The sequence below is a fragment of the Azospirillum sp. B510 genome, from assembly GCF_000010725.1.
Lineage (GTDB): Bacteria > Pseudomonadota > Alphaproteobacteria > Azospirillales > Azospirillaceae > Azospirillum > Azospirillum lipoferum_B.
Window position 1 is genome coordinate 57,219 of sequence record NC_013860.1, and the last position, 15,361, is coordinate 72,579.

The 15,361-nt window shown below is 66.1% G+C and carries 11 protein-coding genes, 6 pseudogenes and 1 other annotated feature; of the genes and pseudogenes, 8 read left to right on the forward strand and 9 right to left on the reverse strand.

The annotated features are described in order from the left end of the window. The first annotated feature begins 154 nt into the window (after positions 1–154). Positions 155–1,099 carry an NAD-dependent epimerase/dehydratase family protein gene (locus tag AZL_RS32500; protein ID WP_012978596.1) on the forward strand — a complete coding sequence of 315 codons (945 nt, stop codon included), beginning with the start codon at positions 155–157 and terminating at the stop codon, positions 1,097–1,099. Positions 1,100–1,158: 59 nt separating this feature from the next. Here the strand turns inward: AZL_RS32500 and AZL_RS32505 are convergent, their stop codons facing one another. Then, a complete protein-coding gene (locus AZL_RS32505; RefSeq protein WP_012978597.1) occupies positions 1,159–1,650 on the reverse strand; it encodes an RT0821/Lpp0805 family surface protein in 492 nt (163 codons plus the stop codon). Between the two features lie 129 nt (positions 1,651–1,779). Next, positions 1,780–1,962 (reverse strand): annotated as a pseudogene (locus AZL_RS36090) (IS3 family transposase); the annotation flags it as partial. A gap of 85 nt (positions 1,963–2,047) precedes the next feature. Between AZL_RS36090 and AZL_RS32515 the strand changes: the two are divergent. After that, positions 2,048–3,124, forward strand: coding sequence for an IS5-like element ISAzs10 family transposase (locus AZL_RS32515; RefSeq protein WP_012973766.1), 1,077 nt, complete (start codon positions 2,048–2,050; stop codon positions 3,122–3,124). A gap of 152 nt (positions 3,125–3,276) precedes the next feature. Here AZL_RS32515 and AZL_RS32520 read toward each other — a convergent pair. After that, positions 3,277–3,953 (reverse strand): annotated as a pseudogene (locus tag AZL_RS32520) (IS3 family transposase); the annotation flags it as partial. A 302-nt stretch (positions 3,954–4,255) separates the two neighbouring features. Continuing rightward, a pseudogene (locus tag AZL_RS36100) lies at positions 4,256–4,375 on the reverse strand (IS110 family transposase); the annotation flags it as partial. A 110-nt stretch (positions 4,376–4,485) separates the two neighbouring features. On the opposite strand from AZL_RS36100, the gene AZL_RS32530 reads away from it, so the two are divergent. The 3 genes from AZL_RS32530 to istB all read left to right on the forward strand — a co-directional run bounded on the left by AZL_RS32530 (position 4,486) and on the right by istB (position 8,472). After that, on the forward strand, positions 4,486–5,826 hold the full coding sequence (locus AZL_RS32530; protein ID WP_012973088.1) for an IS1380-like element ISAzs3 family transposase: 1,341 nt from the start codon (positions 4,486–4,488) through the stop codon (positions 5,824–5,826). Positions 5,827–6,191: 365 nt separating this feature from the next. Further along, a complete protein-coding gene (istA, locus tag AZL_RS32535) occupies positions 6,192–7,706 on the forward strand; it encodes an IS21-like element ISAzs2 family transposase (protein ID WP_012973785.1) in 1,515 nt (504 codons plus the stop codon). A gap of 10 nt (positions 7,707–7,716) precedes the next feature. Further along, entirely contained in the window at positions 7,717–8,472 is a 756-nt protein-coding gene (gene istB, locus AZL_RS32540; RefSeq protein ID WP_012972684.1) for an IS21-like element ISAzs2 family helper ATPase IstB, read from the forward strand. Here the strand turns inward: istB and AZL_RS35095 are convergent. Together AZL_RS35095 and AZL_RS32550 are read right to left on the reverse strand one after the other, a co-directional pair. Continuing rightward, positions 8,469–9,641 carry an IS110 family transposase gene (locus tag AZL_RS35095; protein ID WP_012978600.1) on the reverse strand — a complete coding sequence of 391 codons (1,173 nt, stop codon included), beginning with the start codon at positions 9,639–9,641 and terminating at the stop codon, positions 8,469–8,471. The genes istB and AZL_RS35095 overlap by 4 nt on opposite strands. A gap of 63 nt (positions 9,642–9,704) precedes the next feature. Then, positions 9,705–9,797 (reverse strand) — a sequence feature (AL1L pseudoknot). Beyond that, positions 9,711–10,081, reverse strand: a pseudogene (locus AZL_RS32550) (transposase); the annotation flags it as partial. Its footprint overlaps the feature before it by 87 nt. 48 nt (positions 10,082–10,129) lie before the next feature. On the opposite strand from AZL_RS32550, the pseudogene AZL_RS35100 reads away from it, so the two are divergent. Both AZL_RS35100 and AZL_RS32560 read left to right on the forward strand, forming a co-directional pair. Further along, positions 10,130–10,486, forward strand: a pseudogene (locus tag AZL_RS35100) (hypothetical protein); the annotation flags it as partial. A 121-nt stretch (positions 10,487–10,607) separates the two neighbouring features. Beyond that, positions 10,608–10,853 carry a YkvA family protein gene (locus AZL_RS32560; RefSeq protein ID WP_371304269.1) on the forward strand — a complete coding sequence of 82 codons (246 nt, stop codon included), beginning with the start codon at positions 10,608–10,610 and terminating at the stop codon, positions 10,851–10,853. Positions 10,854–10,902: 49 nt separating this feature from the next. Here AZL_RS32560 and AZL_RS32565 read toward each other — a convergent pair whose 3' ends face one another. The 3 genes and pseudogenes from AZL_RS32565 to AZL_RS35105 form a co-directional block, all read right to left on the reverse strand. After that, on the reverse strand, positions 10,903–12,060 hold the full coding sequence (locus AZL_RS32565) for an HAD-IIIA family hydrolase (RefSeq protein WP_247894596.1): 1,158 nt from the start codon (positions 12,058–12,060) through the stop codon (positions 10,903–10,905). A 374-nt stretch (positions 12,061–12,434) separates the two neighbouring features. Continuing rightward, positions 12,435–12,722 carry a hypothetical protein gene (locus AZL_RS36110; protein WP_148219823.1) on the reverse strand — a complete coding sequence of 96 codons (288 nt, stop codon included), beginning with the start codon at positions 12,720–12,722 and terminating at the stop codon, positions 12,435–12,437. 227 nt (positions 12,723–12,949) lie between these two features. Beyond that, a pseudogene (locus AZL_RS35105) lies at positions 12,950–13,942 on the reverse strand (ISAs1 family transposase); the annotation flags it as partial. A gap of 255 nt (positions 13,943–14,197) precedes the next feature. Here AZL_RS35105 and AZL_RS32580 point away from each other — a divergent pair. Beyond that, positions 14,198–15,274 carry an IS5-like element ISAzs10 family transposase gene (locus tag AZL_RS32580; protein ID WP_012973766.1) on the forward strand — a complete coding sequence of 359 codons (1,077 nt, stop codon included), beginning with the start codon at positions 14,198–14,200 and terminating at the stop codon, positions 15,272–15,274. Positions 15,275–15,361: the final 87 nt, after the last annotated feature.

The window sequence follows — 15,361 nt, forward strand, 5'->3', positions numbered from 1 at the left end:
TTCCGTTCCATCGCGTCGCGACAGAGGCGGCCGGATTTCAGGCCGGGGAAACGACTGGCCTTTCCGTGCCGGATTATATACGGCTCCTTCGGTATTTTGATGCGGGAATCCCGAAGGCCGGGTGTTGGCGAACAACGGAGGAAGAAGAAAGAAAATGGCTGAAGGTCTCAACATTCTGGTCACGGGCGGAGCCGGCTATATCGGCTCGATCCTGGTGCCGGCCCTTCTCGACGCGGGCCATCGGGTGACGGTTCTCGACAGCTTCATGTTTCGCCAGATTTCCCTGGCGCATCTCTGTGCCAACCCGAATTTCGACATCGTGCGCGGCGATGCCCGAGACCGGGATACGCTGAAGCCGCTGGTTGCCGCGGCCGATGTGGTGGTTCCGCTGGCGGCGCTCGTCGGGGCCCCGATGTGCGACGCCGACCGCATCGCCGCGGCGTCCACCAACCGTGATGCCGTGCTGACCCTGCTGGACCTGCTGTCCCCCGACCAGAGGGTGGTCATGCCGGTCACCAACTCGGGCTATGGCATCGGCGAGCAGGGCAAGTTCTGTACCGAAGACTCGCCCCTCCGTCCGATCTCGCTGTATGGCCGCACCAAGGTCGAGGCGGAGGAGGCCGTGCTGGCGCGCGGCAACGCCATTTCCTTCCGGCTGGCGACGGTGTTCGGCATGGCCCCGCGGATGCGGGTCGATCTTCTGGTGAACGACTTTGTCTATCGTGCGGTTTACGACCGTGCGGTCGTCCTGTTCGAACCGCATTTCAAACGCAACTACATCCACATCCGCGACGTGGCGCGCGCTTTCCTTCATGGCCTTGAAAACTTCGAGACGATGAAGGACCGCCCCTACAATGTCGGCCTATCGGACGCCAATCTGTCGAAATGGCAGCTGTGCGAAAAAATCCGCGAGCATCTGCCGCGCTTCGTCTTCCTGGAAGCCCCGATCGGCGAAGACCCGGACAAGCGCGACTATATCGTGTCCAATGAACGGATCGAAAGCACCGGCTATCTTCCGGCCCATTCACTGGACGACGGCATTCTGGAATTAATCAAAGGCTATCGCATGCTGCGCAACGGTGCGCACGGCAACGTTTGAAATCTTGGCCTGAAACCCTGGGCGGGCGCAGGAAAGCAGTTCCTGCGCCCGGTTCGTCATCAGCCCACGATCTTCCACGATCCGTCTGGCTGGCGGCAGGCGGTGCCGAAGGCCTGTTCGGTGCGGCCGCCGACGACGATGGTCTGCTGGAATTCGCGGCAATAGGCGCCGGAGCCGTCATAGCCGTCCTTGACCGGCACGATGACACCCTGGTTGCCGGACTGCGGGTTGTTCCAGCTGATCCGCTGGCCGATCGGGGCGCTGTAGGCCTGATAGGCGGCGCGGTCGGCGTATTGCTGGTCGGCACGGTCGAGCGAGGCGCCGATCTCGCGGCCGGCGAAGGCGCCCAGCAGCGTGCCGATGCCGACCGCCACCAGCTTGCCCGAGCCGCCGCCGAAGCGCGAGCCGATCAGGCCGCCGGCGACGGCGCCGCCGACGGTGCCGAACCCCTCCTTGGTGCCCATCGACCCGGTCTGGCAGCCGGCCAGGGTGGTGGACAGCGCAAGCACCGCGACGGCGGCGATACGGGAGAAACGGGACTGGGCACGCATCGGAGGACTCAATCTCTGTTCCGAGGGTTGTTCCCCCAGTTATAGCGCAAGCGTCGCCGTTTGTGCAGCAGCCCTCTCCCTGCCCTTCACTGAACTGCTCCGGGTTTGTCGGAGGCCATTTGTGTTGAGTCAGGCCGCCATGTCGCCGTCCTCGGCTTGAGCATAGTAGCGTGCTTCGGCCTCGGCGGGAGGTATATTGCCGATGGGTTCGAGGAGGCGCCGGTGGTTGAACCAGTCGACCCATTCCAGGGTGGCGAACTCGACGGCCTCCAGAGTGCGCCATGGCCCGCGACGCCGGATCACCTCGGTCTTTTAGCAGGCCGCGGAAAAAGGGCTGTGCACGGCTGTCGTGTCGTGATTCCCTCCAGTGAGGGCAAAGGCGACCGTTGAGGGAATGATGCGGGGCTCGGACGAACGCAGCGAGGGTCTTTTCAGCTACGTGAGCTGCGAGGCACGGGTTCCGGCGACCCATCCATTGCGGCCGATCCGGGCCATCGTGGACGAAGCGCTGGAGGTGATGTCACCGGCGTTCGAGGGGCTGTACTCCAAGATCGGCCGGCCGTCGATCCCGCCGGAAAAGCTGCTGCGGGCGCTGCTGCTCCAGGCCTTCTACTCGGTGCGCTCGGAACGCCAGCTGATGGAACAGCTCGACTATAACCTGCTGTTCCGCTGGTTCGTCGGCTTGTCGATGGACGCTCCGGTGTGGGACGTGACGGTGTTCACCAAGAACCGGGAGCGTCTGCTGGCCGGGGATGTGGCGGCCAAGTTCCTGGCCACCGTGCTGGGCCAGCCGAAGGTGAAAGCGCTGCTGTCGGACGAGCACTTCTCGGTGGACGGGACGCTGATCGAAGCCTGGGCCAGCGTGAAGAGCTTCCGGCCCAAAGATGGCAGCGGTGAGCCGCCGGGGCCGGGACGCAACGGCGAACGCGACTTTCACGGCGAGAAGCGGTCCAACGAGACCCATGCCTCGACCAGCGACCCCGAGGCGCGGCTGTACCGCAAGGGCAACGGGCAGCCGGCGAAGCTGGCCTTCATGGGTCATGCGTTGATGGAGAACCGGAACGCCCTGGTGGTCAATGTCCGGCTCACCGCGGCGACCGGCTTGGCCGAGCGCGAGGCGGCGGTGTCCATGGTCGAGGCCATCCCCGGCCGCCACCGCATCACGGTGGGCGCCGACAAGGCCTACGACACCAAGGATTTCGTGGCGAACATGCGCGAGTTGGGCGCCGCCCCGCACGTCGCCCAGAACACCCGCAACCGCCGCTCGGCCATCGACGGCCGAACCACCCGCCACCCCGGCTATGCAGTCAGCCTACGAATCCGCAAGCGCATCGAGGAGGTGTTCGGCTGGATCAAAGGGGCCGGGCTACGCAAGACCCGCCATCGCGGCACGGCCCGTGTCGGCTGGATGTTCACCCTGACCGCCGCCGCCTACAACCTGATCCGCCTGCCAAAGCTACTGGCGGCGGCATAATCACGCCCGGAGTCCGCCCAAAAGGCGGCCTTGGGCGCTCCAGGCCGGGGGTGCACCCGCTGATTTCGACCAAAGCGGGTGCAAAAGGCCCAAATTGCGAGCCTCCGCAGAGGCAAGGACGCCATACACGAGCCTTTTTCCGCGTCCTGTTAGAGGCCGTTGATGGTCTCGGCCAAAGCGTTGTCGTAGGAATCGCCAACGCTGCCCACGGAAGGCTCAACACCGGCGTCGGTGAGGCGCTCGGTGTAGCGGATCGCAACGTATTGCGATCCACGGTCGCTATGGTGGATGAGGCCGCTGCCCTTGGCGGGCCGGCGGTCGTGAAGTGCCTGTTCAAGCGCATCCAGAACGAAGCCGGCGTGGGCTGTGCTGGACACCCGCCAACCCACGATGCGGCGGGCGAAGGCGTCGATGACGAAGGCCACGTAGACGAAGCCCTGCCATGTCGATACGTACGTGAAATCGGCCACCCACAAGGCGTTCGGACGCGGTGCCTGGAACTGCCGGTTCATCCGGTCAGCGGGCATGACGCCGCCCGGTCGCTGATCGTGGTGCGCACCGTCTTGCCACGCGTCGCCCCCTTCAGGCCCATGTGTTTCATCAGCCGTGCCACCGTGCAGCGCGCCACATCGATGCCCACCCGCCGCAACTGCCGCCACACCTTGCGTACCCCGTAGACCTGGAAGTTCGCGTCCCAGACCCGTCGGATAGCCAAACTCAGCTCGGCGTCGCTTCGCGAGCGGGCCGGCGCCTTGGCCGGATCGGCCCGCCGGGCGGCATGGGCGCGGTAGGTCGACGGGGCGATCGGCAGCACTTTGCAGATCGGCTTATATGAGGAGAATCAACGGAAATGTTCGTCAGCTTTTCATTTTATGCTCCTGTAGCGCTATCTGGTATCCACGGCGTGAGCCTGCTTCAATGACGCGGCCCGGAAACCGGGCCTGATCCAACTTATATACGGTCAGTCGACTGGGGCGACTGCACCAACATCCCGCATGCGGCGGGCAAGGCTCAATTGGGCGAGACCATTCTCAAACCGCGGCTGTTTGACAGCCATGCCGATCTTCGGTTCGCCCGTACGGGCTCCAGCGGGAAGGTTTTCCCCGGAGAAATTGATGAGCGCTCGGAACGTCAGGCGGCCTTCAGCACGGCACCTTCAATGACGACGCCCGCACGGGTATATTTCCAAAGCGCGACGAACAGTTTTCGGGCAACGGCGACGATCATCGTCTTCTTGAGCCGTCCCCCATTCCTAGCCGGGAAAATTCATGAGGGTTGGCGGGTGTAGCGGCATCCGTTGAGCGGCCGTAGGATTTGGGTGCTGACGCCAACTCCTGCCGTTTCCGGAGCGCCCACCCGCCATGGTTGATCATACCCTGCCGCTGCCCGGCCTGTCACCCGTTGCTGGAAAGCCGGTGATCGGGCGCTTTGATGGCGGCCGCCTGTCCTCCGATGGCGGGCTGCTGGTGCTGCGGGAGGTGGCGAAGCGGCTGCGGATTGCCGATCGGCTGGCCGCCTGTATTGAGGACCCGCGCGATCCAACGCGCACCGTGCATTCGCTGGCCGACATCATCGGCTTTCGCCTGCTGGCCATCGCGGCGGGCTACGAGGACGGCAACGACGCCGGCAGCCTACGCTCCGACCCGCTGTTCAAGATGGCCCTGGAACGCCTGCCGTCCGAGCGTGACCTTTGCTCGCAAGCCACCATCTCGCGCCTGGAGAACCTGCCGGATACCCGCGCACTGCTGCGCATGGGCCGAGCCATGGTCGATCTCTACTGCGCGTCCTTTCGCCAGGTGCCCAAGCGCATCGTGCTGGATGTAGACGACACCTTCGACACGGTGCATGGCGGTCAGCAGTTGCGCCTGTTCAACGCCCATTACGACGAGTACGGCTTCCAGCCCATCGTTGTCTTCGACGGCAACGGCCGCTTTGTCACCGCTGTGCTGCGCCCAGCCAAGCGGCCCAAGGGGACGGAGATCCGGACCTTCCTGCGTCGCCTGCTCCGCGCCATTCGGGCAAACTGGCCCAAGACCGAGATCCTGCTGCGCGCCGACGGCCATTACGCCTGCCCGGAGGTGCTGGACTGGTGCGAGGCGGAGGGGCTCGACTACGTGCTCGGTCTGCCGACCAGCAGCACACTGCGCCGTCACGTCACCACGCTGGAGGCCAGCACCGCGGCGCGCTTCCAGGCCATGCCCGGAGCCGACAAGGTGCGCCGCTTCAAGGAATTCTATGACGGGGCCAGCACCTGGAGCCGGGTCCGCCGCATCGTCGCGCGCGTCGAGGCAGGAGACCAGGGCACCGACAGCCGCTTCATCGTCACCAACCTACGCCACGGCACGGGTCGCTGGCTGTATGCCGGCCTGTATTGCGCGAGGGGACAGGCGGAAAATCATATAAAAGCCTGGAAATCCCACCTTGCCGCAGACCGGACCTCCTGCACCAAGGCGACGGCCAACCAGTTCCGCCTGTTCCTGCACGCCGGGGCGTACTGGCTGCTGTGGAGCCTGCGCTCGCTGATGCCGAAACGCTCCCGCTGGCGCACGGTGCAATTCGACACCTTGCGGCTGCGCTTGGTGAAGACCGCCGCGCGTATCGTGGAGATGAAGACGCAGATCAAGGTGCACCTGCCGACCAGCGCGCCTGATCAGGCGATCATCCACCTCGCCCTCGGCCGCATGCCCCGGCTCATCTGCTGAGCACCGGGGCAGCGTGCCCCAGCCGTCACCCAATCCCCTCCACCACCAACTCCGACACCGTCACGCCGCCGTCAGCGCGGCGGCCGACGACGCGCGCCCATACAGCCCAACGTTGATCATCTCAACGCGGCGACCAGACCGCTCGCCACCCTGGTGAATAAAGGCGGCTAGCCACCTGATCCTTAAACCTGCATATTTCGGCGGAAAGCACCCAGCGGGAACGGCGGAAAGCGCCCGGGCAGAACGGTGAAAGCGCCCAGCCGTTTCGGTGAATTCGCCCACCCGTAGGAGTGGTGGTATCGGGGTCCGAACCAGCCTTTGGCATCCCCATGATCTTTCCACGGCACAGGCCAAGGAGGATCGGGATGCCCCGAGCGAGGTCGGACATGCGGCGGATCAGAGAAGTCCTTCGTCTGCGGGATGAGTTTGGCGCCAGCCAACGGCAGATTGCCGATGCCTGCCGGCTGCCGCGCAGCACCGTGCGCGATTACCTGGAGCGGCTACGGGCCTCCGGGCTGCAGTACGCGGATGTGCTGGGCTGGACGGACGTCGAGCTGGAGGAGCGGCTGTTCCCGCCTCCGGTCACGTCGGCGCGCCCGGTGCCCGACTGGCGGCACATCAGCCGGGAACTCGGCCGCCGTGGCGTAACGCTGCGGCTGCTGTGGGAGGAATACCTGGAGGTCCATCCCGGCGGCTATCGCTACACCCAATTCGTCCAGCATTTCCGGGCATGGCAGGGTGCTCATGCCGAGCCGCGTCTGCGCCGGGAACATCGGCCGGGGGCGGCGATCGAGGTTGATTACGCTGGGATGACGCTGACCGTCGGGCTCGGCGCTGAGGCGCGGCAGGCCCAGGTGTTTGTCGCCTGCCTGCCGTATTCGGGCTACGTCTATGCCGAGGCGACCTGGACCCAGCAGGCGGAGGAGTGGCTGGCCTCCCACGCCCGGCTGTTCGAACATCTGGGCGGCGTGCCGGGCAAGCTGGTGCCGGATAACCTCAAGGTCGGCGTCAGCCACGCCTCCTTCTACGATCCGGCGATCAACCCGGCTTATCACGATCTCGCCCGGCACTACCGCACCGCCGTCCTGCCGGCCCGGGTGCGGCGCCCGCGCGACAAGCCCAGCGCCGAGAACGGCGTGCAGCAGGTCGAGCGGCGGGTGCTGGCCCCGCTGCGCGATACGCCCTTCGCCACGCTGGACGCCGCCAACGCGGCCTTGCGCGACAAGCTGGCCACCCTCAATGCCGCTCCCTTGAGCCGCCGGCCGCAGGACACGCGCGCCGGCCTGTTCGCCGCCGAGGAGCAGCCGACCCTGCGCCCCTTGCCGCCGGACCGCTTCGTGCCGGGCACCTGGGCGCGCCACAAGGTCCCGCCCGACTATCATCTCGCTCTCGACGGCGGCGTCTACTCGGTGCCCCACACGCTGATCGGCAAGACGGTCGACGTGCACAGCACCGCCGGCGTGATCAGCGTCTTCCTGCGCGGCAAGCGGATGGCCTGCCATGTCCGCCGGCAGGACGGCGCCACCGTGACGCTGGACGCCCATCGCCCCGCCAACCACCGGGCCGTCGCCCGCTTCACCCCCGATGCCATCCAGACCGAACTGGCCGCCATCGGCCCGGCCGCCGCGCTGCTGTTCGAACGCATCCTGGCCGGCGCCGATCACCCCGAACAGGCGGTGCGGGCCGGGATCGGCCTGATCCGCTTGGCGGCCACCCACGGCACCAGCCGGCTGGAGCAAGCCTGCCAGGCGGCGCTGGAGGCCAACGTCGGATCCTACCGCTACGTCCAGCGCTGGTTGACCGCTCCCCCGGCCACAACGGCGGACGCGGCCGGTGCCGGCGAGCACACCAATCTGCGCGGCCCTTCCTACTATCACTGACGGAGATACGATGATGAAGCACGTCAACCACGAGCGGCTGCGCCAGTTGCGGCTGTACGGCATGGCCAAGGGGTTGGAGGCGCTGGAACGCCTGCCCGATCGCGGCCAACTGGCCTTCGACGAGCAGTTGGGCACGCTGATCGAGCGGGAAGCGGCAGAGCGCGCCAACACCGCACTCGCCAGCCGACTGAAACGTGCCCGGCTGCGCCAGACGGCCTGCCTGGAGGACCTCGACCTGCGCACCCCGCGTGGGCTCGATCGCGGTGTTGTGCGCGAGCTGGCCACCGGGCGCTGGGTGAAGGAGAACCGGCCGGTTCTGATCACCGGCCCGACCGGGATCGGCAAGACCTGGCTGGCCTGTGCACTCGGCAACCAGGCGGCGCGGGAAGGCCACAGCGTACTCTACACCCGGCTGACCCGCCTGCTGGACGATCTGGCCACCGCCCGCCTGGACGGTTCGCTCGCCCGGCTGCTGCGACGGATCGCCCGGCTCGACCTGCTGATCCTGGATGACTGGGCGATGACCGAGCTGACCGCGCCTCAGCGCCTGGACCTGATGGAGGTGATCGATGACCGCCACGACCGGGCCGCAACCATGCTGGCCACCCAAGTTCCCGTGGCCAACTGGCATCGGCTCATCGGCGATGCCACCTACGCCGACGCCATCCTCGACCGCCTCGTGCATCGGGCCTACCGCATCGACCTGCATGGCGACTCCATGCGCCGCACCAAGGCCGATGCCGCCAGCGAAACCCCCGACACCTAAGGCCGGTGCTTGGCAACCAAACCCACAACCTTCATAACGTAAATCCAGGGTTCGGCCCCGGCTCCCACCAGCTTGCAATTCGGGTGGGCGCTTTCGCCGAAACGGTGGGCGCTTTCAACCGAAACGCCTGGGCGAATTCGCCGAAATACGCACTTAAACCAAAGCGTCAGTGCGGAATCCGGCTGGTGGCGGTTCCACAGCCAGGCGATCTGGATCAACGTCGTGCGCAGACGTGGATTACCTGATTTTGAAACTCCCTGCTCGTGATCCACCTGGCCACTCTGCCAGGGTGTCGGCGCGAGGCCCGCGTAGGCGGCGACCTGTCTGCGGTTGTCGAAATGCCGGCAAAGCCCTTCGCCCCACAACACGGCCGCGGCCGCCGCTCCAATCCCTTTCAGGCCCAGCAACAGAGCGGCGCCGGGAAATGCGAGCGCCTCTGCGGTAAGCATGTCGGTACTCGCCCGCTCGATGTCCTTTATCTGTGCAAGCACCAGTTCAAGGCGGTCAAGCTCCCGCGAAATCTGCGCCTGCAGGTGGGGTGGCAATGGGCGGCCATCTCCGGTACGGAGCTCATCAAGCCGCTCCCGGCGATCGCGCCGCAGCGGTTCATAAGCTCCGACGCCATGACTGTAGAGCAGCCCCTTGATCCGATTGACGTGCGCTACCCGTTCATTGACCAGTACCTTGCGTTCCCGCGCGATCCGCCGCCGGTCTTCCTCTTCAGGCGTTGGCGGCCTTACCATTGCACAAACGCGAGGCTCGCCCCGCTTGTAGGCCAGCAACGTTCGGACGAGCGCCTCGCTGTCAATCCTGTCGGTCTTTGCCCGACGACGGCGGCGCGAAATCGCTACCGATGCCGGGTCGACAACGTGACTTTCGATCCCTTCCTGGAGTAGGACCCGATGAATCCAGAAGCCGTCCAACCCTGCTTCCTGGATCACAACAATTGGAAAGATTTGCCCAGTCCGAACCAGAGCCTTGCGTCGTAATTCCGCAAATCGCAAAAGCAGGTCACCAATATCCCCTGCCTTGACCAGATGTTTCGACATCTTCTCGCCACCACCCGGCGTCAGTGATGTGACCAGCCATTTCGACTGGCTCAGCTCAAGCGAAACGAAGATCGCGCCGAGATCGACACGAATGGCGGTGGAATTGGATGTGCTGGACATGACGGCCTCCGGGTTCAGTGCTGGACCAGAACTCTGACCCGGTTCCAGTCGCTCTTCACCTCATAGGATCTCGACCCCGTGGACAGCGCGGTGCGCGTCGATGAAGGCGATCATCGCTTGAACGGGCGGTCGAGCTCCGCCTGAGCAAAATACGCCGACGCCTTGCGAAGAATCTCGTTGGCCTGGCGCAGTTCCCGGACCTCCCGCTCCAGCGCCTTGATCCGCTCCTGGTCGTCCGTCGTCGGGCCGGGGCGCTTGCCTTGATCGCGTTCGGCCTGCCGGACCCAGCTGCGTAGCGTCTCCGCCGTGCAGCCGATCTTCGCCGCAATCGAGCCGATCGCCGCCCACTGCGAGGCGTGCTCCCCCTCGTGCTCGAACACCATCCGGACCGCCCGCTCGCGGATCTCAGGAGAATATTTCGGTGGTGCCTGTTTCGTCATGATAACCCCAGTTTCTCAAGAAGTGGGGCCTCCGACAATCCCGGCGCGGTTCAGTTCGGCCTGACCGGCGGCCTGATCCCCTGCCCCGCCGCCATCACCGTCCTGCTGCTGTGTCTGCAACTGAAGGAGGTCGCCCCGGGCGGCGTGTTGGTGCTGTGCTTCAGCATCGGGCTGGCCTTGACCCTGATGTCGGCCGGGGTGGTTGCGGCGCTGGGGGTGCGCCATGCCGAACGCCGCTGGTCCGGCGCCTTTGGCCGCATCGCCCGGCAGGCTCCCTATGTCTCCGGCGCCCTGATCCTGGCGGTCGGGCTTTATGTCGGCTTCCATGGGCTGTCGGGGCTGGGTTACCACCTCGCCGGTTCGCCCTCCCCCTCCTCAGCCGCCCTCTTCCAGCAGATCGGCTGACCCGGCCCCGGATCATGCCGCAAACCGCAAAGACATGGGCGCGCGCGGTCAAGCACGACGTTCTGGCCGTCTATCTGGCGACGCACCCCCCCGCCCCCCCTGGCCGGTCCGCCTGCTGGCGATGGCGGTCGCCGCCTATGCGCTGATCCCGATCGACCTGATCCCCGACTTCATCCCGGTGCTGGGCTATCTGGACGATCTGCTGATCGTGCCGCTCGGCATCCTGCTGGTGGTCCGCCTGATCCCGCCGGAGCTTCTCGCCGAACACCGAGCCGCGGCCGCCGCGCGCCAGTCCGCCCGGCCGGTTAGCATCGCCGCCGCCGCGGTCATGATCGCCCTGTGGCTGGCGGCGGGCCTCCTGCTGTGACGGTGGCTGGCTCCGTGGCTTGAAGGCTGGCTGCCTTAGCCGCTTGCCGTCATCCCGCCCGCGGCCCGTCCATGGAGCGTGCCAGAATGCCGGCGACGATGGCGTCGAGATCGCCGCCGCGGTAGAGCGTTCCCTCGATGCCCGCCCGCTGCGCCGCCTGCAGGTCGGTGTCGCGGTCGCCGATCAGGAAGCTGCCCTTCGGTTCCACCGGCCACTCCGCCATCGCCTGCAACAGCATCCCCGGTTCCGGCTTGCGGCAGTCGCAGTCGGTGCGATAGGGCGGCTGGCCATGCTCGGGATGGTGCGGGCAGTGATAAAAGGCGTCGACATGGGCGCCAACGGCGCGCAACTCCTGCTGCATCCAGCGGTGCAGGGTGCGCACATGTTCCTCGCTGTAGAGGCCGCGGGCGACCCCGGCCTGGTTGGTGACGACGAAGACCAGGAAGCCGGCATCGTTCAACCGTTTCACCGCCTCCCGCGCTCCCGGCATCCAGGTGATCTGGTCGGGGCGGTGGGCGAAGCCGATGTCCTCGTTCAGCACGCCGTCGCGGTCGAAGAAGGCGGCCCTGCGGCGACGGCTGGCGGGAATGGCGTTCTGGGCCAGGGCGAAATCGTCGGGCACGCCGATATCCAGGAAGAAGCGGTCATAGATTCGCCCCTCAACGGCACCTTCCGCCGCCAGCCGTGGGAACAGGCCGGCTTCGATGGAGCAGGGCGACGCCGGCAGGCGGTCGACCGCGCGACGGTCGAGCAGATAGAGGCCGCCATTGATCAGCCCCTCCCCCGTCCGCCCCTTCTCATGCATGGCGGTGACCTGGCCGTTCTCCAGGGTAATGGCGCCATAACGGGCGGTGTCTGGAACCCGGCGCAGCGCCATCCTCGCCAGGATGCTGCCATCGGCCGGCAAAGGCGGGGCCGCAAGGTCGTTGAGGTTGATGTCGAACAGCGTGTCACCGTTCAGCAGCAGAAACTGCGTGTCCAGCAGATCCGCCGCCAGCCGCAGGGCGCCGCCGGTGCCGGCGGGCTCCGTCTCCGTCACACAGACCAGCCGCAGGCCCGGGCGCTGCATCTCCGCGCAGAAGCTATCCATCCGGTCGCCGCGATAGCCAGCCAGCAGCAGGATGTCGTCGAAGCCCTGCCGGACCAGTTCATCGACCAGATGGCCGAGGAACGGTCGCCCCCCCACCGGCAGGAGGGGCTTCGGCATGTCGTCGGTCAACGGCCCGAGCCGCGTCCCCCGTCCGCCGACAAGAATAACGGCTTGGTGCAGCATGGTTGCGAATGGTCTTTCTCGGGTGGGCTCTTGCTATTCGATCGGGTTGAAAAGCCGCTCGGACGGCGCTCTTGTCAACCCGGATGCGGCAGTTCTCTTTCCGCCCGCGTCCGGCACTGTTTTCCGTCGACGACAGCGATCACGTGAAAAAATTATATCATGATCTCATGAAAATATATAGTGACCATTTACCGCTTCATCCGCGTTCGATCCGACGAACGCAGCCGAGCAGCAATTCCTCCAGGTTCAGCGGCGGCATGTCGATGTGGATGGTGTCGAAGCCGCGATCCCGCGCCCGGACCATCAGGTCATGGTTGACTGCGGCAATGGACAGCAGGACAGGGCCGACGGCACCACGCCGGCCAGCCGGTCGAAGGCCGATAGCCCCGGCCTGCGACGACCCGCCAGCCCAACGTCTCCAGGTAAAGCCGCAGTCCCTCGCGCAGCAAGGGGCTGCGGTCGGCGACCAGCGCCCAGCGCACCCGGCCTTCGGTGCTCCGCCGCAGCGGCAACGGGCCGGCGTGACCCGTCCGGCTGTCATCGGTCATGGAAGAGGCGATGGAGGCGGTCAGCAGGATGATCATTGGACCAGTCATCGGGGGGCGTGCTCCGGTTCGAAGGCTCCTGTTTGCGGCAGGGGGGCGCTCTCCTGACTTTTGAAGAAAATCCCAACGATCACATCACTCACATGACGGGCAGACTTTCAAACGATCGTCATATGCGGCTGGTTACACTTGAGTGAGATCGATTGCATACGGGAGATTGATCAGCAGCAGAGGACTTCCCCCATGGCGCAAGCTGCGGATTCCCTGATCGAGGATATCTACGACGCCGTAACCTTTCCAGAGCGTTGGGGGGGAGCATCCAGGGCCATCCAAAGAAAGCCGTTTTTGACGGTTGCGATGGTGGCACAGCGATCTTCGGCGCATGCCATGCAGACGGCGGGGAGTGGGGCGCCGAAGAGATTGGCGATGCCCAGCATGGTGTTGCGCAGCATCGCCATGGCCTGGGGCACGGCGCCGGATCGCACCCGGCTGGCGTCTTCGCTCAAGAGGACGTCACGCCTCCAGTGCAGGCGGTTCTCGATGCCCCAGTGGTCGCGGGCGAGCGCGAGCAGCGCCGCAGGCGAGGCGTGGTCGCGGTCCAGGCTGGTGATGACGTAGACGATTTCGTGTGAGATCGCGCCCTTGACCTCGCGGGTCCGCTCGATGCGGCAGACCTGCGCCACGCCGGGCCAGTCGAGCGCGGGAACGACCTCGCGGCTGACGATGATGCGGCGGGTTTCGATGCGCCCGTGCCCCTTCTCCACGGTCTGCGCACTCTCACGGTCCGGCGGCGGCCGGTCCAGGGCGGGAGGCGGGGGCTGGCCCTGGAACGCCGCCACCAGCTCCGGGGGGAAAAGCGTCACCGAAGGCGACGGCGAGATTGGCCATCAGCGCCGGTTGGTTGGCTTTGACGGTGAACAGATAATCGCCGCCGCCGTCGCGGATGGCTTGGCAGATGGCGCGCTGACAGAACACCGCATCCCCGGTGATTACCGCACCGCCCAGCGGCAGGCTCTTGAGCAGCGTCAGCGCGGCGGTGATCTCGTTGGCCTCGGGCGGCACCCGCAACTGGCCGATCACCGTCCCCAGCCGGCTGGCGAAGGCGGCCAGCAGATGCACGCCTTCGCTGCCATCGTGCCCGGCCGGCGCGCTGCCCTTCAGGCGCTTGCCGTCGAGCGCCACATGTCCGACCGGGCCGGAGCCGCGCGCCCATTCCCCCAACACCGCCTCGGCCGCCGTAAAACGTCCAAAGCCTTGAAGAAATAGTTGTAGCTGCTTGAGATCATCGGCGGCCGTGCTCGCTTTCATCGCCGAATCCTGCTCGAAATCGGTGAGAACGAGACGGGGCTTATGCTCAGATTAACTGCGACTGTGCTCACAGTCGGTGCGACATGCTCGCAATCATCCGGCCTTGCTCACATTGCGTGAGACGATGGCCCAGTTAGCAGGCCGCGGAAAAAGGGCTGTGCACGGCTGTCGTGTCGTGATTCCCTCCAGTGAGGGCAAAGGCGACCGTTGAGGGAATGATGCGGGGCTCGGACGAACGCAGCGAAGGTCTTTTCAGCTACGTGAGCTGCGAGGCACGGGTTCCGGCGACCCATCCATTGCGGCCGATCCGGGCCATCGTGGACGAAGCGCTGGAGGTGATGTCACCGGCGTTCGAGGGGCTGTACTCCAAGATCGGCCGGCCGTCGATCCCGCCGGAAAAGCTGCTGCGGGCGCTGCTGCTCCAGGCCTTCTACTCGGTGCGCTCGGAACGCCAGCTGATGGAACAGCTCGACTATAACCTGCTGTTCCGCTGGTTCGTCGGCTTGTCGATGGACGCTCCGGTGTGGGACGTGACGGTGTTCACCAAGAACCGGGAGCGTCTGCTGGCCGGGGATGTGGCGGCCAAGTTCCTGGCCACCGTGCTGGGCCAGCCGAAGGTGAAAGCGCTGCTGTCGGACGAGCACTTCTCGGTGGACGGGACGCTGATCGAAGCCTGGGCCAGCGTGAAGAGCTTCCGGCCCAAAGATGGCAGCGGTGAGCCGCCGGGGCCGGGACGCAACGGCGAACGCGACTTTCACGGCGAGAAGCGGTCCAACGAGACCCATGCCTCGACCAGCGACCCCGAGGCGCGGCTGTACCGCAAGGGCAACGGGCAGCCGGCGAAGCTGGCCTTCATGGGTCATGCGTTGATGGAGAACCGGAACGCCCTGGTGGTCAATGTCCGGCTCACCGCGGCGACCGGCTTGGCCGAGCGCGAGGCGGCGGTGTCCATGGTCGAGGCCATCCCCGGCCGCCACCGCATCACGGTGGGCGCCGACAAGGCCTACGACACCAAGGATTTCGTGGCGAACATGCGCGAGTTGGGCGCCGCCCCGCACGTCGCCCAGAACACCCGCAACCGCCGCTCGGCCATCGACGGCCGAACCACCCGCCACCCCGGCTATGCAGTCAGCCTACGAATCCGCAAGCGCATCGAGGAGGTGTTCGGCTGGATCAAAGGGGCCGGGCTACGCAAGACCCGCCATCGCGGCACGGCCCGTGTCGGCTGGATGTTCACCCTGACCGCCGCCGCCTACAACCTGATCCGCCTGCCAAAGCTACTGGCGGCGGCATAATCACGCCCGGAGTCCGCCCAAAAGGCGGCCTTGGGCGCTCCAGGCCGGGGGTGCACCCGCTGATTTCGACCAAAGCGGGTGCAAAAG